Below are 20,696 nucleotides of genomic sequence, written 5' to 3'. Positions count from 1 at the left end.
CCAGAAGAAGATTTCACATGGCCAATCAAAGTCAACTGGCCAGAAGAAATCGACAAAAAATCCAAAGCTAGCTCGCTTGAAGCGTATCAACAAATAGATGCCGAGTATAAAAAAATTAAGGAATAAATAATGCCATCTAAATATCAACCGCAAGTGTCATGCTGGCGCGAAGATTTATACAAAGGGGTTTATACAACGCGCCATTATTTAAGTAATAATAAAAAATTACGTTATGCTAATGATGATTATTGTGAATTTTCTCGGCGATTAACGGGGATGGGAAGCTTATTAATTAGATGGATTCTTATTATTCTTTTCTTTATATGTGTATTGATGACAATTTCTGGGGTTGATAATCATCTGATTGATGAATGTTTAACAGCATTTGAAATTAAACGGTTGTAAAGTCGCAAAGGCTGTCCCTATGATAACGCAATTGCAGAAAGCACATTTAAAGCAATGAAAACAGAATTTGTGTCGAATACTATTTTTGATTCACTGACGCAACTTAAATTGGAATTTAATCATTATGTGGATTGCTTTAATTATAATTGACTTCATTTAACATTAAATTACCAGTCGCCGATTGAATACAAAAGAAATCGATGATCTTATCTTTTTGGTACTAAAAAGTGTGGACATACCAGGCTAAGTTGATTAACCAAACGAGCTTTAGCCAAAGGACTTTTACGTGATGTTATTACCCGCGCTATTGCCATTTATAGCGCACAATTTATGGCAAGAAGAGTTGTAATGCTTGGACTTGGCGTTTGGATTGGCTTGATTACTTTAATGATTGAAGGGTTAATCTGGTATATTACCGATAATGATCTCGAAAAATGGTTAAAATATAGTGCATTAGGTACTAAAAATAAGAGTCAAAATGCCTTTAAAAATGTGACTGAGCAAAAAGCCGAATTTAAAAAAACATTAAAAAACATGTTTTGTCTTGATGAATCCATATTATCACAGGTGAATAATCAAAATAATACACAACAAGCAGAACAAACTACTGATAATTCATTTTCTGAATATGATGCTTTATTACTGATTATAGATGATTATAATCGGCAAAAACAGTCTCTAATCACCCTATTAGCCGATGCTGTCGCCCAAAAAGCCTTAGCAGAGCAGTTTTAAAATCAATACGAATATATTAATGTTAAAGGTTATTCGATTGGTGACATCTTTAGTGGCAAAATGAATTAACAACGAGGTTTATAATGAATAAATATTTTCAAATTATTACTGGCAAAATCACCGAACTGCAAGTGATTGATACCAATTTATCTCTATTTGGTGACAATGCCTTAGCCAGTTTGCCGCTACTTGGTCAACTGGTATTGGGCAACAGTGCCGAAGCCGCTAGTCAACTTGGCATGGCAAGCGGTCAAGAAGAAGCTGTCGATTACTTTAACAGCGTGCAATACTTTCGCTGTAAATTGGGTAAATTAACCATACAAGGGATTTTTTGTCGGGCATTTTTTCGTAATATAGTTTTATTGATCTTGGAATGATGCAAAATTGTGTAATAATTTAGAAGGTGAATTAGGCAATAGTATTGATGGTGTGTTTGCCTGTTTTTAATTATCACAAATAGTGAAAAAAGATTTTAATAAATTGATTTTAAAGGATATATAAGTAATTATTTATCACTAACTCAACACCAATGATTTTTAAAAATCACAGCTATATAACGCTATATTTTATTGCGTATTTTAATATTTGCCTTTATATTATTGCCAATAATCTTATTCCAGTTTTACTCTAATCATTTATAAGCACAATTTATGCATAAAAAACGTCTTTCTTTGATTGTAGCGATCATTGCTGTTATTGCTATGGTTATTATTATATATTTTGCTAATCAACCGAGCACCATTATATTACAAGGAGAAGTTGAATCTAGCCGTGTTGATGTTGCAGCTAGAGTGCAGGGGCGAGTGGTTCAATTTAATTATGATGTTGGAGATAATGTTAAACAAGGTGATGAACTTCTTACCCTTTCAAATCCGGCATTATTAGCGCAGCTTGCAACGGCAGAAGCGCAATTAAAAGTGACAATGGCGAGCCGTGATAATACTTATAGTACTAGACCAGAAACCATTGATGTGCAAAAGGCACAGTTAGATAAAGCAAATTCAGATTTAGTTTTAGCACAAACGAGCTATGAACGTATTAATCGTTTAGCTAAAAATGGAACAGTTTCAAAGCAAAATTATGATGAATCTTTTAATCAATATCAAGCAGCGATTAAGGCCCATGAAGCCGCTAAAGCTAATTTAGAATTAGCCGAAAATGGTAATAGTATAGAACAGAAAAAATTAGCCGATGCGCAGGTGGAACAGTCTGAGGCCGCGTTGTTGCAAGTAAAAACGGATGTGAATGAATTAACTTTAGTTGCCCCTATTAGTGGTCAAATTACGACTCGGGTTGCCGAAACCGGACAATTGTATAATCCGGGCACGCCACTTTATTCTATTATAGATTTAAATGATATTTGGTTTACTTTTAATATTCGCGAGGATTTGCTAGGCAATCTTAAAGTTGGTGATACGTTTCAAGTAAAAGTGCCGGCATTAAATAATCAAGTTATTGATGTTAAAGTCACCGTATTAAATGCCTTAGGCCAATATGCAAATTGGCAAGCGACCAAAGCGACGGGGGACTTTGACCTAAAAACTTTTGAAATGCGTGCAAAACCAATTAATAATGTGGCTGGTCTTCGTCCAGGAATGAGTGTTACCACAAAGTGGCAATCTCACTAACATAAATAATATGGAGATTATACACAAAAGGAAAGGGCACTGATGTCTCAATCGCTATTAGAAGTGATTAGATGGGAACTTCGTAAATTAATTAAACAACGTTTTTTGTTTTTATTAGTTTTCATCTATCCTTTATTATTCATTTTTTTATTTCTTTATATGTATCATGCTGGTGTAATTACCCAGATACCTATCGCAGTTGTTGATCAAGATACAACTAAATCATCTCGTACATTAATTCAACAAGTGGCAGCTTCACCGCAGTTACAGGTCGCTGAACGTTATCAAGATCTTTCTTCAGCCAAACATGCGTTGATTAAGGGAAAAGTTTATGCTGTGCTTTTTATTCAACCCGAATTCGAAAAAGATCTTATCGCAGGGCATCAACCAGAAGTAATCGCTTTTTATAATAATCAGTATATGTCGGCAGGTACGATTATTTTTCGGGCGATGAGTTCTGCATTGAAAACAGCTAATAGCCAAATAGTACTGCAAGGATTATTAGAAAAAGGAATTGCTTCACCGGTAGCACAAAGTCAAATGCAAACTATTCCAGCTAGTTTACATCCTTTATATAATCCTACATTAAATTATCTTTATACCTTAATTAATGGTTTAATCCCCACGATTTTGCAGATCATTATTATGATGGCAATGGTTACTAGTGTTACTCGAGATCGCTTTGCTGCAACGAGTTATCAGCAAATCTTACAACTAGCTAATCAGAATATTTTTATCTTTTTATTAGGGCGTATTCTTCCATATTTTCTTTACTTTTTATTTTGTCTGATTTTATTTGATACAGTTTTAATCGCTTATTTTAATTTACCATTAAATGGGCATTTTATATTGCTGATGCTTGGTGGTATCGGGTTTACACTGACTTGTTGTTTATACGGGATTTTTTTTGGTTTAACTGGCTCAACCCTAGCACAAGCTTATGGCAGTGCAAGCTTAGTGGCATCGCCTAGTTTTGGGTTTACTGGTCTGATTTTTCCACGTCTTGCAATGAATACTTTTGCTTATATTTGGGGCGCTTTATTGCCTGTGACATGGTATATACAGATTCGTCTTGATCAAACATTACGAGCGCCAAATATGATGACTTCGTTAGAACCCTTTGTTTATTTATTGATCCAGTTTAGCGTTATGGCATTACTTATTACTCTTTATTTACGAAAAATCCGTAGGCGGTTAATATGATTAAATCTTTATTATTAATTTCCTATGAAGAACTAAAACGTATTTTCCAAAATAAAGCGATAGCCAGCGTTATGTTTGTGGGAATTTTTATCTATTTTTTCTTTTATCCACAACCTTATTTACATGAAGCGATACGAGATGTTCCGATTGCTGTTATTGACCAAGATAACACTAATTATAGTCGAGAGTTAGTTAGACAACTTGATGCCAATAAATCCATTAACATAAACTTACATATTGCGGATTTACAGACAGCTAAAAAATTGATTGAAGAGCGTAAAATCTATGGGGTAGTGCTGATCCCTTATCGTTTTCAGCAACATATTTTAGAGGGTAAAACGAGCCCTATCTCATATTATGGCGATGCGAGTTATATTTTAATTTATAGTAACGTTGCCACCGCGGTTAATACCGTTGCTAGCAATTTTGGTGCTAAAATTTCCATTTCGCGAAAGATAGCGCAAGGCGTTGATCCAGCTGTAGCAACCAATAGTGTTTCACCGTTTAATAGCCAGTTGATAAGTTTATTTAATCCTCAATCAGGCTATGCAACCTATGTTATTCCTGCTGCTTTTATTTTGATCTTATATCAAACATTGCTTATTGGTAGCATTTTATGTCGTCTATTTAGCAAAAACTCTGATTTTGAAATAACTTTTATTAACCAACAGAACGATGCGACATCTTCAGCATTATTACTACTTTTTGGCAAATTACTCACTTATCTAATGCTTTACCTGATCTATTTTATGATGTATACCGTATTTGCAAATTATTGGTATGATTTACCACGCCTAAGTCATCTTGTTGTTTCGTTGTCGTTTATTATTCCTTTTATTTTTTCTACTGCATTATTAGGTAAAGTTGTATCACATTTTGTGCATACGGTGAGTGATGTTTTTTGCTTAATTATACCGTCAAGTATGGTGATATTTTTTGTTACAGGATTATCTTGGCCAAAAGAATTAATGCCACCATTATTCCACTTGATTGGTGATATATTCCCAGCGGTACCAGCCATAATTGGCTCGGTAAAAATAAATCAAATGGGTGCAAGTTTTGCTGAATTTAGTCCACAATATTGGCATTTGTGGATATTAACGGTTGTCTATTTTGGTATTGCATTTATTCTTGAGAAACGAGCCATTCAAAAGGCAATGTCTGCAAATGTTAGGGAAGAAAAATAAAATAGGGTCGTTTTATTTATCATAACTAATCAAACTTAAGCAGGAATGTTTCAACGCCAATTATTAGGCTAGCCATGTGTTATTGTATTGGTTTATCACGATTTATCTTTTAGCTTTGTGATAAAATCTAATCATTTAAATTAAATATCTTCAATTATCTATAGATTCAAATATAAAATTTCAGTCTTCATCTTGAAGGCTTGTGGATATCGCTATATTATAGTCGGTCGACTAAAAACTTAGTTAACTAAAACAATAAAATAGAAAACAAAATTAAATATAAATGAGTTCCCATGTTAATCAATGCTAAAAACATTCTTGAAAAATTAAATCCACATAATAAAGTAAATTATGATTCTGTATTAAAAGAGGTGATTGCTAATTGGCAGGCAGAATCAGCGCGACCAAAGTTATTAATTCATAGCTGCTGTGCTCCGTGTAGTACTTATGTTCTTGAATATTTGGCTCAATATGCCGATATTACGATCTATTTTGCTAATTCTAATATTCATCCTCGAGTTGAATATGAATATCGTAGTGTGGTACAGCAAAAATTTATTGCTGATTTTAATCAAAAAACGGGGCATAACGTTCAATTTCTAGAAGCGCCTTATCAGCCAGCAGAGTTTATCAAAAAGGTTGAGCACTTGCGTGATGCGCCAGAAGGTGGTGAACGTTGTCATATTTGTTATAAAATGCGATTAGACTTAGCGGCAATTAAGGCTCAAGAACTAGGGTTTGATTATTTTGCTAGTGCATTAACTCTTAGTCCCAAAAAAAATAGCCAAAAAATTAATGAATTAGGATTTGAAATCCAAGAAATTTTTTCGGTCAATTACCTTCCTTCTGATTTTAAAAAGAACAATGGTTATAAACGTTCAATTGAACTTTGTAAAGAGTATGATGTGTATCGTCAATGTTATTGTGGCTGTATTTTTGCGGCTAAAGCACAAGGCGTTGATTTGAAAAACGTGATTAAGCTTGCTAAGCAAGGATTGCAAAAATAGCCATGAGTTGTTTTTACTGTTTGAATTTACACTATAAAATCATACTTCAAAAATTTGTATAACCAAAACTTCTTGTAAATAGCATTGATTGAAAATAGAACCAATTTGCTATTTACTATTTTTAAAGGCATGCATAAATATAATAGGTTTGAATCGTATATCTATGTTATATTTATATAAATATAACATAGTGCATTAAACTGATAGGATTATAATGTGTTGTCAATTTATCAATTAAAACCTAAATTCCAAGCATTCCTTAGACCTTATGCAATTTATCTTCATGATGCCAATATTACTGCTAATCAGTTAACATTAGCGGCATGTTTTGGCTCTATCATTGTTGCTTTATTTGTTGGATTATTGGCACAGTATCAATGGATTTTTGTATTGATTCCTTTATGGATGTTTATTCGTATGGCGCTGAATGCGATTGATGGGATGTTAGCTAGAGAATATCACCAAAGATCAAATTATGTAAATGAATATACAAATCCCCATGTAAAAAATGAGCAAAACAGTTTAATTTATGATATAAATACAGATATTGTTTTAACGTTAAGATATAGATAAGGACTTTATTATGTTAAAAGAGCAAATGGTAGTAAAAAATTCAACCGGCTTGCATGCACGCCCTGTTACAACACTAGTTAAATTAGCTGGTCGTTATAAATCATCAATTGAGCTTGTCTATAATGATAAAGCTATCAAATTAAAAAGTATGATGGGATTACTTGGTGCAGGCGTAAAAGGTGGTTCAACTGTTGAAATCATCTGTGATGGTGAAGATGAACAAGCTGCAATGGACGAAATCCGTGAGTTATTCGCAACAGGCTTTGGCGAATAATTGCTGAGTTAATCTCGTAATCATTTTTAAGAAATTTATTCCGTCGACAATAGTCGACGGAATTGTAAAGAAGGCGTTAACTAAATACTTTATAGTAGACATATTTATCTAATTGAATGGTTAATCTTTGATAATCGAATGTAGTTCTTTATGATCAATCGAAGGTAACAAACGCGTAAATCCTCGGGTAAGATAAAGTAAATAAAGAAAACCCATTGCCAACCAAACTAAACCAACAATCATCGCTGTCGCATCAAGACTTGTCCATAACCATAGTGAGAGTAAAACGCCAATGGCAGGTAATAGCCCATATTTGAATAGGACAGAGACTGTTTTTGTCTTGGTGTCGCCTAAATAGCTTTTAATTACACATAAATTAACAAAGGTAAATGCAACTAAAGCACCAAAACTGATCATTGAAACAACCAAACTAAGATCTAATACCAATGACAGTAAAGAAAAACAGGCGACAAAAATAATCGACAAGTAAGGGGTTCTAAAGCGTGGATGAATCTTATAAAAGATTTGTTTAGGTAACACACCTTCACGCCCCATGGCATAGAATATTCTTGATACACTCGTTTGAGCTGTCATTGCCGATGCAAAGACACCAGTTAAATATGCCGCTTGGAAGAAATTATACATAAAATTACTTCCTAATTGGCTGAGATTACCAACTTGACGAACCACATCTAAACTTGCAGTATCTTTATTATCGATAAAATCACTCCATTTAGGATAAGCTAAGTGAGCACAATAAGAAACCACTAAAAAAATACAACCAGCAATAAGGACAGTCCAGATAATAGCTCTTGGAAGCGATTTTTGAGCATCGTTAGACTCTTCTGCCAAGGTAGCAATGGCATCAAACCCTAAAAAAGCAAGGCATAATATTGCTGCACCAGACATTAAACCGCTAAAATCACTTGCATTGACTTGTAGTGGTTTTATCATTGCTTCAGGGGTTAAATCCACATTAACTAAAGTCAAAAATATAAATAACCCAATAAAAATCATCTGAACAATAATTAAGGTGAAATTTACCGAATTAATCAACTTAATACCCAGATAATTTAAGAGACTAACACCAATCAATGACCCAAGTACAAATACATACGCAGGAACGCTAGGAAATGCTTCGTTAAGGTAAATACCTAGTACCAAATAATTTAATATTGGTAAAAATAGGTAATCAAGGATTTGTGCCCAACCCACCAAAAATCCAATTTTTCCACCAAACGTATGTTGAACATACGAATAGGCAGAACCAGCAATTGGAAGCTTATTTGCCATTCGGCAATAGCTTAATGCTGTAAAAAAGATCATAGCTAGGGTGATAATATAGGCTATAGGTAAGTGACCGTTACTTAATACTGTCACTTCCCCATAAGTGGTAAAGATCCCCAAAGGAACCATATAAGCTAAACCAAATGCAATCAATGCAGGTGTGGTTAAAACTCGTTTCATTTTTATTGCGGACATGACTTTGCTCCTCTGTCCCAAAAAACAATAAAAAACTACTAAGTATAGTTTTGCCTTTTTACCCGCTTAAAGCGGCAGGGAATTCTGCCATATTGTGATAATTATGCAAGTTAATTTTTAGTAAAATGATACTAAAGCAAACAAATTATCACCTTTAAAGCATATTATTAATGGTTTTAGTCTAATTTAATTTAGAGTATTTGATTAAACAGTTGAGTTTCTATTTGCATATTTGTGATCCAAATCTATTATTTATTAGACAAAATAAGTGTCAGTGCAAATAAATTATTGTATATTTTATCTACAATACATGTAGAGTGAAAATTGAGTTATTGCAAATATTCTATTATCAGTAAGAGGATCAATTTATGCAGTCAATCTCTGTTTTACCGGTTGATTTAACGGGTGATGTTGTTACTCAAAAATCAACAGTTATCCATTTAATGGTTGAAGCTAGCCAAGCTTATTTAACTAATATTAAAACCTTTTTTGACGATGTTATGGCGCACGAACAAGAAATGGAAACCGATGTGTTACCTGATATTGCTTTACCACACGCTAAAAGTAATGCGGTTAAAACGCCATTTATTGTTGTTGGTAAATATGTCGATGGCATAATTTGGAATAATGGCAATAAAGTCAAATTAGTCATTTTAATTGGCGCGCCAGAACACGCCAATAAAGAGCACTTATCCATTATTGCAAAATTAGCATCGAATTTAGCTAATGATGATTTTGTCGAAGATTTGCTTAAAAGCGATATTCAATCTGTGGCAAATAAGATTAGAGGTTTATATGAGTAAAAAAAAGATTGTTGCGATTTGTGCGTGTACCGCAGGGATGGCTCATACTTATATTGCTAAGCAAAAAATTGAAAATGAGGCGAAAAAACGTGGTTGGGATTATAAAATCGAAACACAAGGTGCAGCAGGTATTGAAAATTCATTAACCGAACAAGATTTTAAAAGTGCCGATGTGATTTTATTAGCGACTGATATTTCAATTGAAAATGCCGATAGGCTTGAGCCTTATAAAAATGTCATAAAAGTGAGTACTGGTGAAGCAGTTAAAAATACTGCCAATATTTTTAATAATGTAGAAACTATGTCGACTAAAGTGGTTAAAGATAGTATCGGTAAAGAGATATTTAGAGCATTAAATACGGGTATTAGTAAGTTTTTGCCCGTTATCATTGCATCGGGAATACTTTTTTCAATTGTGTTAATGACAGGTGAGGTAACAAACGATACTATTTTGCCAAGTAATCAATTCTTTATTGATTTAAAACAAGTTGCCTTATATGGCTTTGCCATGATGGTGCCTGTGCTTGCTGCTTATATGGCTTATTCCATTGGTGGTAATGCTGCTTTAGCGCCTGCATTTATTATGGGGTATGTGGTTAATAATCCAATTGGTTCTAACCAAGTCAGTACTGGATTTATTGGTGCAATGATTTTTGGTATTTTAATTGGTTATTTTGTTAAATGGTTCAAAACAGTTAAAGTTCATTCAGTGATAGCTTCGGTTATGCCTGTGATGATTATTCCAACTGTAACGATACTAGTGATGGCACCACTTTATATTTATGGGCTATCTTATCCGCTTGATTGGTTTGTTAAAGCTATGGTCGCAACTTTAAAAGGTATGTCAGAGGTTAATGCTGCATTTTTAGGTATTGGCATTGGTATATTAGCGGCGCTAGATATGGGAGGGCCATGTAGTAAAGCGGCGACTGCATTTACCTTAGCGGCAATGGCTGAGGGGGTTTATGGTCCAAATGGCGTATTTCGTATGTGCTGTGCTATTCCACCATTAGGTTTAGCTATGTCGTCATTGATTGTGTCACGCCCAAAATACACCAAAGAAGAGAAAGAGTTTGGCATTACCGCTTTCTTTTTGTCATTAGCGGGCATTACCGAAGGTGCGATCCCTTTTGCGGCTAAAGATCCAAAGCGTGTTATTATTGCTATTGTTGTTGGCACTGCCATCGCAGGTATGCTAGGTATGATCAATGGGATTGAATCATTGGTAGCATTTGGCGGGTTAGTTGCATTAGGTGGGGTGACCAAAGCGACAGCGTGGTATGTCATTGATATGTTTATTGGTGCATTAATTATCGCCGCTATTTTACATTTCACGAAACCAACAGCAGTGGAAACCGAAGTAGTTGCTGATGTTGACTAAAGTCTAAATAATAACCTATGCTACACCAATCATGGTTGGTGTAGCAATTTGTAAATTAAAGACATAAAGTTTAAATTATGCTTTCTGATAAACGATTTTACCGCCCACAATCGTTGTTAATACCTTGACATTTTGCATATCGGTTGCTGGAATAGTAAATGGATTGCGATCTAAAATAATCAAATCAGCAAATTTACCTTTTTCAATTGACCCTATGTATTCATCTTGTTTTAATACATATGCGGCATTAATAGTAGCGCTACGTAATACTTCAATAGCGGTTAGATTGCGATCACTGTTTAACCGAGGATGCTCGGCATCGATTTGTCTAGTCATTGCAATTTGGAAATCGTACCATTCATTTAATGGATCAATTGGCCAATCGCTACCAAAAGCACATGTTACACCTGCATCAATATATTGCCCGTGTGCTTCTAAACCGTTATAGCGTTCTGGACCAAATAGGGTTTGATATTGTTCAACCATTGCCGAACTACAACCAGCCCATTGGAATGAAAATACTACACATGCATTTAATTGTTTGTATCTGGTAAATTGGTGTAGTGCGCTTAGTTCGTTATGCGCAGTGCTTGGACGAATATCGGCATTAGGTAATGCCTTACGCATTTTTTCAATGGCATCAAGTACAACTTCGATAGCCCCTTCACCAACTGTATGCATATGCGGATGAAAACCAGCTTTTGCCGATTCAAGAATTAGAGCATCTAACATTTCAATGGAATAATAAAGATCACCGTAACGATCTTTTTCGTCGGCTAAATTGTACGGTTTAAGCAAGCGTGCGGTCATTAATGGTGCTTGCATTACACCATCTACAAATAATTTGGTATGCGAAATTTTAATGCCGGGCTTGGGTTGCCAGTTTTTATCGTCGTAACGTGCAGCGAACTGTTTAACTTTGTTAAGTAAAGTTGGAATTTCTTCTATTGAGGATACATCATCTGGCGGTAATTCACGTGCACCAAATAAGCGAATCGATAGTTGGTCTTGTTGTTGTAGTTTTAAAAATGCCTCGGCTTGGGTTTCGGTAATTCGAGCATCCATAACAGCAGTAACGCCTTGTTTATTAAGTTCTGCTTGCGATAATTTAGCAATGTTGACAGCTTGTTCATCGGTGAGCTTAGAAATGCTGTCAAACGCACGCATAGCCGGGGCATCTTCTAATATGCCATTTAATTCACCGTCATCAGTACGACCAATCTTTCCATCGGTTGGTTCAGGGGTGTTTCTATCTAAACCAAATTTCTCTAAAGCAATGCTATTGGCAACTAAAGTATGGCAGTCATTAGAAAACAAAATAACAGGGCGTTTTGTATTAAGTCTATCGAGATCAAAGCGCGTAATATCTGTGCCAATTGGTAAAACCTCTTGCCTTAGCCAGCCACGAACTTGTAACCAATGAGTATTATCACTGATAGAATCTTTATCTAAATATTGTTGTATAATAGCTAATGTATCATCAATAGTTAAGCTTTGATAATTTAAATTACACGACGATAATTGCATACCTCCCCAAAAAGTATGCAAATGCGAATCAATGATTCCTGGCATCATCGTTTTACCTTGCAGATCATAAATGGTTGTGTGATTATCAACATAGTGATTGTTATTTATCTCTTGCGTGCTACCAGTTGCAATAATATAGCCATTTTCGATTGCTATTGCCTCGCAGACACTATCTTGTTTGTCTGCGGTGTAAATATAGCCATTAATATAAATAACATCTGCTTTAGCCATTATGGGGATTCCTTAAATAAAGATCAAAATGAAAGGTCAACGATAGCAGATTTATAAAAAATTTGTCAAATGTAATAATTTTCTTTATTGTGTGAGCAGATTATGCTACAAATATTCCATTTTAGTTACAACGTCACAAGGTGAGCGGATGAAATACCAACAACTAGAAAACCTTGAATGCGGTTGGAAGTGGCACTATTTAGTAAAAAGGCATCTAGAGGGTGAACTAATTACTCGATATATTGAAAAAAGCGCCGCTGAGCAGGCTGTCAATGCATTATTGTTACTAGAACATAATCCAGCAGGTGTCGTTGATTGGATAAAAGAGCATTTAAATCCAGATTTAGATAACCGCATGAAACAAACCATTCGGGCAAAACGAAAACGGCATTTTAATGCGGAACAGCAATATACTCGAAAGAAGTCCATTGATTTGGAATTTTTAGTCTGGCAACGATTAGCTAATTTAGCCAAACGCCGTGGATGCACATTGTCACAAACCATTACGCAACTCATTGAAGATGCAGAGCAGAAAGAGCAATATGCAACACAAGTAACAACAATTAAAGATGATTTACTATCACTCCTAAATGCGAAGCCAGATAGTAAAGAATACAAACAACAGAATAGAAAGGTTTAATTATGGGAAAATCCCTTGTTATTGTGGAATCACCAGCTAAAGCAAAAACGATTAATAAATATCTTGGCAAAGATTTCGTGGTTAAATCAAGTGTAGGTCATATTCGCGATCTACCCAAGAGTGGTAGTAGCCAACGAGCTGAAAAATCAACAAAAGAGACAAAAGACAAAGCCGAAAAAAAAGTTAAACGCTCCGAACAACAGATTTTAGTTGATCGGATGAGTGTTGATCCATACAACGGTTGGAAAGCGCATTACGAAATTTTACCTGGCAAAGAACGGGTGGTATCAGAATTAAAAAAACTGGCTAAAGATGCAGATATGATCTATCTCGCAACCGATTTGGATAGAGAGGGAGAAGCCATTGCTTGGCATCTTAAAGATGTCATTGGTGGTGATGAGAGTAAATACCGTCGTGTTGTGTTTAACGAAATCACTAAAACAGCGATCAAAAATGCCTTTAATGAGCCAGCTATGCTCGATATGGATCGGGTCAATGCTCAGCAAGCACGCCGATTTATGGATCGGGTTGTGGGTTTTATGCTATCACCTTTACTTTGGAAAAAGGTTGCTAGAGGCTTATCGGCTGGTCGTGTTCAGTCAGTTGCAGTGCGTTTAGTGGTTGAACGTGAACGTGAAATTCATGCTTTTATTCCTGAAGAATATTGGGATCTTTTTGCTGATTTAAACACAGCTCAAAAAGAGTCTTTAACCCTACAAGTTACTCATTATAAAGACGAAGCGTTTGAACCAAAAGATAAAGTTGCTATTGATATTGCGCTAGCAGGACTTAATCAAAATCAATATCAAGTAACGAATATTGAAGAAAAACCGACAAAAAGTAATCCAACTGCCCCGTTTATTACTTCGACTTTACAGCAAGCCGCAAGTACTCGCCTTGGTTTTGGCGTTAAAAAGACTATGATGCTAGCTCAGCGTTTATATGAAGCTGGTTATATCACCTATATGCGTACCGATTCAACTAACTTGAGTCAAGATGCATTAACTATGGTACGAGATTATATCGGCAACAAATTTGGCGATAAATATTTACCAAAATCACCTAATGTATATAGTAGTAAAAAGAATTCACAAGAAGCGCACGAGGCGATTCGCCCATCAGATGTTACTATTCTTGCTGATAATATTAGTGATATTGAAGCAGATGCGAGTAAATTATATCAACTCATTTGGCGTCAATTTGTGGCTTGTCAAATGACATCAGCCGAATATAACTCAACAACAATTACAGTTAAATCAGGCGATTTTACTTTAAAGGCCAAAGGTCGTACATTGCGTTTTGATGGTTGGACTAAAGTACAACCACAACTGGCAAAAAATAATGAAGATAAAATATTACCACCGTTATCAGTCAACGACAAACTCGATTTAATCAGCTTAAATCCAAATCAACACTTTACCAAACCACCTGCTCGGTATAACGAAGCATCACTGGTTAAAGAGCTTGAAAAACGTGAAATTGGACGCCCATCGACTTATGCAACCATTATTTCGACAATTCAAGATCGCGGTTATGTGCGTTTGGATAATCGTCGCTTTTATGCAGAAAAAATCGGTGAAATTGTTACTGATAGGCTCAGCGAAAACTTCAATGATTTGATGAGTTATGATTTTACCGCACGTATGGAGCATGCACTGGATGAAATCGCTCATAAAAAACAAGAATGGCGCGAAGTACTTGACCAGTTTTTCAGTGATTTTAGTCAGCATCTTGAGGTTGCCGAACAAGCGCCTGATAAAGGTGGTATGCAACTTAATCCATTAGTATTAACACCTGAAATTAAATGCCCTAATTGTAGTCGTGAAATGGGCATTAAAACTGCGGGTACAGGTGTATTTTTAGCCTGTTCAGGTTATGCGTTGCCACCTAAAGAACGTTGCAAACAAACCATTAACTTAATTCCTGAGCACGAAACTTTAAATATTTTGGAAGAAGCTGAAACAGCCGAAACCGATGCTTTAAGGGCACGTAAACGCTGTCCAAAATGCCATACAGCGATGGATAGTTATTTACTTGATAACGAGCGTAAATTGCATATTTGTGGCAATAATCCGATTTGTGATGGTTTTATTGTTGAAAAAGGTAGCTTTAAAGTTAAAAGTTACGAAGGGCCAATTATTGAATGTGAAAAATGTGGATCTGAAATGCATTTAAAATCAGGACGATTTGGCTTATATATGGGCTGTACTAATCAAGATTGCAAAAATACGCGTAAAATCTTAAAAAATGGTGATGTAGCTCCACCTAAAGAAGATCCAGTCGATTTGCCTGAACTTAAATGTACAAAATCAGATGCACATTTTGTATTACGTGATGGTGCCTCAGGGATATTTTTAGCTGCCCATAATTTTCCAAAATCAAGAGAAACGAGAGCGCCATTGATTGAAGAGTTACAACGCTTTAAAGATCGCTTGCCAGAAAAGTTTATCTATTTGACTGAAGCTCCAAATAAAGATCCTGATGGTAATCCATCCATTGTTCGTTTTAGCCGTAAAAACAAACAACAATATGTTACCTCGGAAATTAATGGAAAATCGACAGGTTGGGTGATGCAATATGTGGATGGCAAATGGATCAATAATAAAAAATAGGTAAGCATACCTGAATTTTGTCAAAAAGTTTCAGGAAAGTATGCGTTTTAGTATAAAAATAATTATTTTTGTTTGTACTAGGCTGTGAAAAGGTTTACCTTAACAATTCTCCCTTTTGTAATATGATTAAAAGGGAGAAAAGCATACAGTTAAAGGAGCTTTTGTTTGTCATGAAATTGCAACAATTACGCTATATTGTCGAAGTCGTCAATAACGATCTTAACGTATCGTTGACATCCGAAAAACTGTATACTTCTCAACCAGGTATAAGCAAACAAATAAAATTATTAGAAGACGAGCTTGGTGTTCAGATATTTACCCGAGTAGGTAAGCACCTTTCAGAAGTGACGCCTGTCGGTGAAAAAATTATTGCGCTTGCTCGAGAGATCCTCAATAAATCGAGCGATATTAAAATTATTGCCAAAGAATTTAGTCAGCCAAATCAAGGTTCATTAACAATTACCACAACTTATACTCAAGCACGTTATGCCTTGCCTGTTGTGATCCAGCAGTTTATGCAACAATATCCAAATATTACTTTGCATATGGAGCAAGGATCATCACCACAGTGCATATCTCAAGCACAAGCAGGGCAGGCCGAATTGGCTATTGTGACCGACATTTCACAGCTTAGCGATGATATGATTGCTTTACCTTGCTATCACTGGAACCAAGCAGTGATTATGATGAAAGATCACCCGCTTGCCAAAAGCAGCTTAATTACAATTGAAGATCTTTCACAATATCCATTAGTCAGTTACGATTTTTCTAATGATGGTTCAGATTTAAATCAAGCTTTTTTACGCGCTAATCAGTCGCCTAATATTGTTTTTAGCACAACAGACGCTGAGTTAATTAAAACCTATGTTAAATTGGGTGTCGGTATTGGCATTGTCGCCAAAATGGCGGTGAATAATGCTTCAGAGGATGATTTTGTTGTACTGAATGCTGGTCATATTTTCCCCTACAGCACAACCTATATCGTTTTTGCGCGTTCGTTATTTTTACGTAGTTATATGTATGATTTTATTCAGCAGTTTTCACCACATTTGCATCGACAAACTGTCGATAAACTCATGTTATGTGAAAATAATATCGAAGTATTAGCGATGTTTAATGGGGTAAAATTGCCTGTTTGCTAAGTCAATTTATTTTTTATCATAATAAAAAAATGTAAATCAAAGTGCGATATGATTCGCACTTTGATTATTTTTATTATTTATGCCTTGCTTTTAAAATGCCAATCACATCTTGTAGTGACAGATTTTGATCTTGGAGTAATACTAATAAATGATAAACCAAATCCGCAGATTCATTTTTTAACTCTTCTCGATCATGAACTGTCGCAGCAAGGGCGGTTTCAACACCTTCTTCTCCCACTTTTTGCGCTATTCGTTTTGTGCCATCATGATACAGTTTTGCCGTATAGGATGACTTAGGATCGGCATTTTTTCGTGCAGCGATTAATTGCTCTAATTCAAACAAAAATCCCCATTCGCTTTTAGCATTAGCAAAGCAACTTGTTGTGCCGGTATGGCAAGTTGGACCAACTGGATTCACTAAAATCAGTAATGTATCATTATCGCAATCAGCCGAAATACTCATGACATTTAAAACGTTACCAGAAGTTTCACCTTTGGTCCAAAGGCGCTGTTTGGTGCGTGAATAAAAAGTGACTTTACCACTACTTTGTGTTTGTATTAACGCTTCTTGATTCATATAACCAAGCATTAATACATCACCAGATACATAATGCTGAATAATGGCCGGCATTAAATTATCTACTTTTTGCCAATCAAGTTGTTGTAAATCTAATTGGGTATTGCAATTTTGAGTTAACATAATCGAATATCTACTCCATGTTGTGCCAAATATTGTTTAAGTTCACCAATATTAATGATTTGCTTATGAAAAACGGAGGCTGCCAATGCACCGTCAATTTCAGCTTGGTCAAATGCCTGTAAAAAATGCGCCATATTTCCCGCACCACCTGAAGCAATCAGCGGTACCTTGCAAATACCGCGAACCGCTTTCAGTTGCTCAAGATCATACCCATTACGAACGCCGTCTTGGTTCATCATATTTAGAACAATTTCGCCCGCACCATGTTTTTGCACCGCTTGTACCCAATCAAGCGTATTCCATTTTGTGGCAACGGTGCGTTTTTCGTCACCTGTAAATTGATAAACATGATAATTGTTTGATTCTTTGTCATACCAAGTATCAATACCAACCACAATACACTGCACACCATAACGATCTGCAAGCCTTGTAATTAAAGTGGGATCGGCAAGCGCAGGGGAATTGATCGAAATTTTATCGGCACCAAAGCTTAATATTTGCCCAGCATCTTCAACAGTTTTAATTCCGCCAGCAACACAAAAGGGGATATCAATAACTTCGGCCACTTTTGCAACCCAACTTTTATCAACCACTCTCCCATCTGACGAGGCGGTAATATCATAAAAGACCAATTCATCAGCCCCTTCTTGCGCATAGCGCTTTGCTAAAGGCACAATATCACCAATAACTTCGTGATTTCGAAATTGCACACCTTTAACCACTTGACCATCGCGAACATCTAAACAAGGAATTATTCTTTTTGCCAACATGAAATTGCCTCCTGAACAGTAAATTTACCTTCGAGTAAAGCTCGCCCTACAATTACGCCTGCAACGCGGCTATTGGCAAGTGCTTTAACATCGTCTAATTGACCTATACCGCCAGATGCTTGAAAAGCAATTTGTGGGTATTTTTGACTAATTTCTTGGTACAACTTAACATTCGAACCGCTGAGAGTGCCATCTTTCGAAATATCAGTACAAAGCACATGTTTCAATCCATAAGGTAGATAATCCTCAATCACTTGTTCTAAAGTCTGTTTTGAGTCTTCTTGCCAACCATGAATCGCCACATATTTATTGCCCTTAGTATCAATGCGCACATCCAGTGCTAATACCAATTTTTCAGCGCCGTATTTTTTAAACCACTGTTTAACTATTTCTGGTTGCTTGATGGCGGTTGACCCAATTACCACGCGAGCAGCACCAGCTGATAATAATGATTGTATGTCTTTCTCAGTGCGAATTCCGCCTCCAACTTGGATAGGAACTTGTACGCCATTAATCAACGTTTGTATTAACGAAATTTGACGAGCATTAGGATCTTTTGCGCCGGTTAAATCCACTAAGTGCAATAGTTTAGCACCTTGCTTTTCATAATCTTGTAGGCGCAAAAGTGGATGATTGCCGTAATCGCGTTTTTGCTCATAATCGCCTTGGTGCAATCGCACCACGCTACCCTCAATTAAATCAAGCGCAGGGATAATCATTGGATAAACTGCCATTGTTACATCTCCAAAAAGTTTTTGAGCAATTTTGCACCGGCTGAGCCAGAACGCTCTGGATGAAATTGCACGCCGTAGAAGTTTTCTTTTTGTACGGCAGCGGTAAAGCTTTCGCCGTAATTGGTTTCTGCTATTGTTGCTGAGCATAGTGGCATCGCGTATCCATGTACAAAGTAAAAATAAGCGTCATCAGGAATATCTCGAAAAAGATGATGGCCGGCTTTTGGGTAGACTTGATTCCACCCCATGTGTGGCAAAGGTAGACCATAATCAGGAATTTCAACAACGTTTTCAGGGATGATTCCTAAAGTATGCACATGCCCTTCATTGCTGTAATTTGCTAAAAGTTGCATACCAAGGCAGATCCCTAATACTGGTTGTGTACAAACTTTGATAAGCTCTATTAAATTGCGTTCTTTTAGTTTTTGCATAGCTGAACTTGCTGAGCCTACGCCTGGTAGAAACAGTTTGTCTGAACTTAGCACGACATCAGGATCAAGGCTAATTATTGGATCATAACCTAACCGTTGCACAGCATATTTGACCGATGAAAGATTAGCGCAGCCAGTATCAAGAATGACAATCTTCATTTATAGCACTCCTTTTGAACTTGGCAATCGATCACTTTCAATTTTGATTGCTTGCTTTAATGTACGCGCAAAGGCTTTAAACAAACTTTCAACTTTGTGATGATCATTATTGCCTTCGGTTTCAATATGTAACGTGATAGCCATAGCATAACTCAGTGAGTAGAAGAAATGCTCAACCATTTGTGTGCTCATATCGCCTACTTTTTGGTGAGTAAACTCGGCTTTAAATTTAAGATAAGGGCGCCCTGAAATATCAATTGCACACTTGGCTAAACACTCATCCATTGGAATAACAGATGCGTAACGCGTAATGCCACGTTTATCGCCGAGTGCTATTTTAAGTGCCTCGCCTAACGCCAGTCCAGTATCCTCTATGGTGTGGTGATCATCAATATGCAAATCACCCACTACTTGGATATTGAGCTTAATACCGCCGTGTGTAGCAATTTGATCGAGCATATGATCAAAAAAACCAATTCCCGTATTAATTTGACTACCACCTTGGCGATCTAGCCATACTTCGACTAATATTTTCGTTTCTTTAGTATTGCGTTCAACTTTAGCATAGCGATCAGCGGAGGTTAATCGTTGCGCAATTTCGTGCCAATTTAAATTTTCAGGATGATATCGTAACCCTTTGATTTGCATATTTTCAGCCAACTGAATATCAGTGACCCTGTCACCAATAACGTAGCTATTTTGTTTGTCCAATTTACCACTAGTAAGATAAGGTAATACTAATTGGATTTTAGGTTTACGACATTCGCAGTTATCCTCTAGAAAGTGAGGGCAAATTAGCACATCTTCAAAATTAATGCCTTGTGATTTAAAAATCTGCAGCATTAGATTATGCGGTCCATCAAAATCTGCTTGTGGATAGCGGTTAGTACCCAGCCCATCTTGGTTGGTGACCATCACTAATTTGTATCCTACTGCTTGTAGTTTAAGCAGAGCAGGGATTACGTGAGGTTCAAATGCTAATTTTTCAAACCGATCAACCTGAAAATCAATCGGCGGTTCGGTAATTAATGTGCCATCTCGATCAATGAATAAGTATTTTTGTAACATTTTT

At 36.1% G+C, this 20,696-nt stretch carries 21 protein-coding genes and 1 pseudogene; 15 read left to right on the top strand and 7 right to left on the bottom strand.

Going from position 1 to position 20,696, the window contains the following annotated elements; translation table 11 throughout:
* The first annotated feature begins 129 nt into the window (after positions 1–129).
* The 10 genes and pseudogenes from GYY69_RS07970 (at position 130) to GYY69_RS07925 (ending at position 7,012) form a co-directional block, all read left to right on the top strand.
* Complete coding sequence (locus tag GYY69_RS07970; protein WP_174797192.1) at positions 130–405, top strand: hypothetical protein; 276 nt, start codon at positions 130–132, stop codon at positions 403–405.
* Positions 406–420: 15 nt separating this feature from the next.
* Positions 421–555, top strand: a pseudogene (locus GYY69_RS13120) (IS3 family transposase); the annotation flags it as partial.
* A gap of 180 nt (positions 556–735) precedes the next feature.
* Positions 736–1,140: a hypothetical protein gene (locus GYY69_RS07960; protein WP_174797191.1), complete on the top strand. Its 405-nt coding sequence runs from the start codon at positions 736–738 to the stop codon at positions 1,138–1,140.
* 83 nt (positions 1,141–1,223) lie between these two features.
* Entirely contained in the window at positions 1,224–1,517 is a 294-nt protein-coding gene (locus tag GYY69_RS07955) for a hypothetical protein (RefSeq protein ID WP_174797190.1), read from the top strand.
* A gap of 273 nt (positions 1,518–1,790) precedes the next feature.
* Positions 1,791–2,768: an HlyD family secretion protein gene (locus GYY69_RS07950; protein WP_174797189.1), complete on the top strand. Its 978-nt coding sequence runs from the start codon at positions 1,791–1,793 to the stop codon at positions 2,766–2,768.
* 42 nt (positions 2,769–2,810) lie between these two features.
* Positions 2,811–3,971 carry an ABC transporter permease gene (locus GYY69_RS07945; RefSeq protein WP_174797188.1) on the top strand — a complete coding sequence of 387 codons (1,161 nt, stop codon included), beginning with the start codon at positions 2,811–2,813 and terminating at the stop codon, positions 3,969–3,971.
* Positions 3,968–5,158: an ABC transporter permease gene (locus tag GYY69_RS07940; RefSeq protein WP_174797187.1), complete on the top strand. Its 1,191-nt coding sequence runs from the start codon at positions 3,968–3,970 to the stop codon at positions 5,156–5,158. Before GYY69_RS07945 ends, GYY69_RS07940 begins: the two co-directional genes overlap by 4 nt.
* Before the next feature lie 293 nt (positions 5,159–5,451).
* The gene (locus GYY69_RS07935; RefSeq protein ID WP_174797186.1) at positions 5,452–6,165 is read left to right on the top strand and encodes an epoxyqueuosine reductase QueH; all 714 of its coding nucleotides are present in this window, start codon (positions 5,452–5,454) and stop codon (positions 6,163–6,165) included.
* Positions 6,166–6,381: 216 nt separating this feature from the next.
* Entirely contained in the window at positions 6,382–6,738 is a 357-nt protein-coding gene (locus GYY69_RS07930; protein WP_202984974.1) for a CDP-alcohol phosphatidyltransferase family protein, read from the top strand.
* A gap of 10 nt (positions 6,739–6,748) precedes the next feature.
* Entirely contained in the window at positions 6,749–7,012 is a 264-nt protein-coding gene (locus GYY69_RS07925) for an HPr family phosphocarrier protein (RefSeq protein ID WP_034913021.1), read from the top strand.
* A 120-nt stretch (positions 7,013–7,132) separates the two neighbouring features.
* Here GYY69_RS07925 and GYY69_RS07920 read toward each other — a convergent pair whose 3' ends face one another.
* Positions 7,133–8,494, bottom strand: coding sequence for an APC family permease (locus tag GYY69_RS07920; RefSeq protein ID WP_174797185.1), 1,362 nt, complete (start codon positions 8,492–8,494; stop codon positions 7,133–7,135).
* A 368-nt stretch (positions 8,495–8,862) separates the two neighbouring features.
* Between GYY69_RS07920 and GYY69_RS07915 the strand changes: the two genes are divergently transcribed.
* Positions 8,863–9,297, top strand: a complete 435-nt coding sequence (locus tag GYY69_RS07915; RefSeq protein ID WP_174797184.1) for a PTS sugar transporter subunit IIA — start codon at positions 8,863–8,865, stop codon at positions 9,295–9,297.
* Complete coding sequence (locus GYY69_RS07910) at positions 9,290–10,678, top strand: PTS fructose transporter subunit IIC (protein WP_174797183.1); 1,389 nt, start codon at positions 9,290–9,292, stop codon at positions 10,676–10,678. The genes GYY69_RS07915 and GYY69_RS07910 overlap by 8 nt, the downstream gene beginning before the upstream one ends.
* A gap of 75 nt (positions 10,679–10,753) precedes the next feature.
* Here GYY69_RS07910 and GYY69_RS07905 read toward each other — a convergent pair whose 3' ends face one another.
* On the bottom strand, positions 10,754–12,436 hold the full coding sequence (locus tag GYY69_RS07905) for an amidohydrolase (protein ID WP_194240621.1): 1,683 nt from the start codon (positions 12,434–12,436) through the stop codon (positions 10,754–10,756).
* A gap of 148 nt (positions 12,437–12,584) precedes the next feature.
* Here GYY69_RS07905 and matP point away from each other — a divergent pair, with 148 nt between their 5' ends.
* From matP to cysB, 3 genes are all read left to right on the top strand, one after another.
* A complete protein-coding gene (gene matP, locus GYY69_RS07900) occupies positions 12,585–13,076 on the top strand; it encodes a macrodomain Ter protein MatP (protein ID WP_174797182.1) in 492 nt (163 codons plus the stop codon).
* 2 nt (positions 13,077–13,078) lie between these two features.
* Positions 13,079–15,688 carry a type I DNA topoisomerase gene (gene topA / locus GYY69_RS07895; protein ID WP_174797181.1) on the top strand — a complete coding sequence of 870 codons (2,610 nt, stop codon included), beginning with the start codon at positions 13,079–13,081 and terminating at the stop codon, positions 15,686–15,688.
* A 170-nt stretch (positions 15,689–15,858) separates the two neighbouring features.
* Positions 15,859–16,830, top strand: a complete 972-nt coding sequence (gene cysB, locus GYY69_RS07890; protein ID WP_174797180.1) for an HTH-type transcriptional regulator CysB — start codon at positions 15,859–15,861, stop codon at positions 16,828–16,830.
* 73 nt (positions 16,831–16,903) lie between these two features.
* Here the strand turns inward: cysB and hisIE are convergent, their stop codons facing one another.
* Genes hisIE through hisB form a run of 5 tightly spaced genes read right to left on the bottom strand, consistent with a single transcriptional unit; the run spans position 16,904 to position 20,692 of the window.
* Positions 16,904–17,530 carry a bifunctional phosphoribosyl-AMP cyclohydrolase/phosphoribosyl-ATP diphosphatase HisIE gene (gene hisIE, locus GYY69_RS07885; protein WP_174797179.1) on the bottom strand — a complete coding sequence of 209 codons (627 nt, stop codon included), beginning with the start codon at positions 17,528–17,530 and terminating at the stop codon, positions 16,904–16,906.
* Positions 17,524–18,300 (bottom strand): imidazole glycerol phosphate synthase subunit HisF, encoded by a 777-nt coding sequence (hisF, locus tag GYY69_RS07880; RefSeq protein ID WP_174797178.1) that lies wholly within the window; start codon positions 18,298–18,300, stop codon positions 17,524–17,526. Before hisF ends, hisIE begins: the two co-directional genes overlap by 7 nt.
* Positions 18,282–19,019: a 1-(5-phosphoribosyl)-5-[(5-phosphoribosylamino)methylideneamino]imidazole-4-carboxamide isomerase gene (gene hisA, locus GYY69_RS07875; protein WP_174797195.1), complete on the bottom strand. Its 738-nt coding sequence runs from the start codon at positions 19,017–19,019 to the stop codon at positions 18,282–18,284. The genes hisF and hisA overlap by 19 nt, the downstream gene beginning before the upstream one ends.
* Before the next feature lie 17 nt (positions 19,020–19,036).
* Positions 19,037–19,624 (bottom strand): imidazole glycerol phosphate synthase subunit HisH, encoded by a 588-nt coding sequence (gene hisH / locus GYY69_RS07870; RefSeq protein WP_065639092.1) that lies wholly within the window; start codon positions 19,622–19,624, stop codon positions 19,037–19,039.
* Positions 19,625–20,692, bottom strand: a complete 1,068-nt coding sequence (gene hisB, locus GYY69_RS07865) for a bifunctional histidinol-phosphatase/imidazoleglycerol-phosphate dehydratase HisB (RefSeq protein ID WP_174797177.1) — start codon at positions 20,690–20,692, stop codon at positions 19,625–19,627.
* Positions 20,693–20,696: the final 4 nt, after the last annotated feature.

The sequence above is a fragment of the Gilliamella sp. ESL0250 genome (assembly GCF_013345045.1).
Lineage (GTDB): Bacteria > Pseudomonadota > Gammaproteobacteria > Enterobacterales > Orbaceae > Gilliamella > Gilliamella apicola_H.
This window is presented reverse-complemented; position numbering and strand designations above follow the sequence as displayed.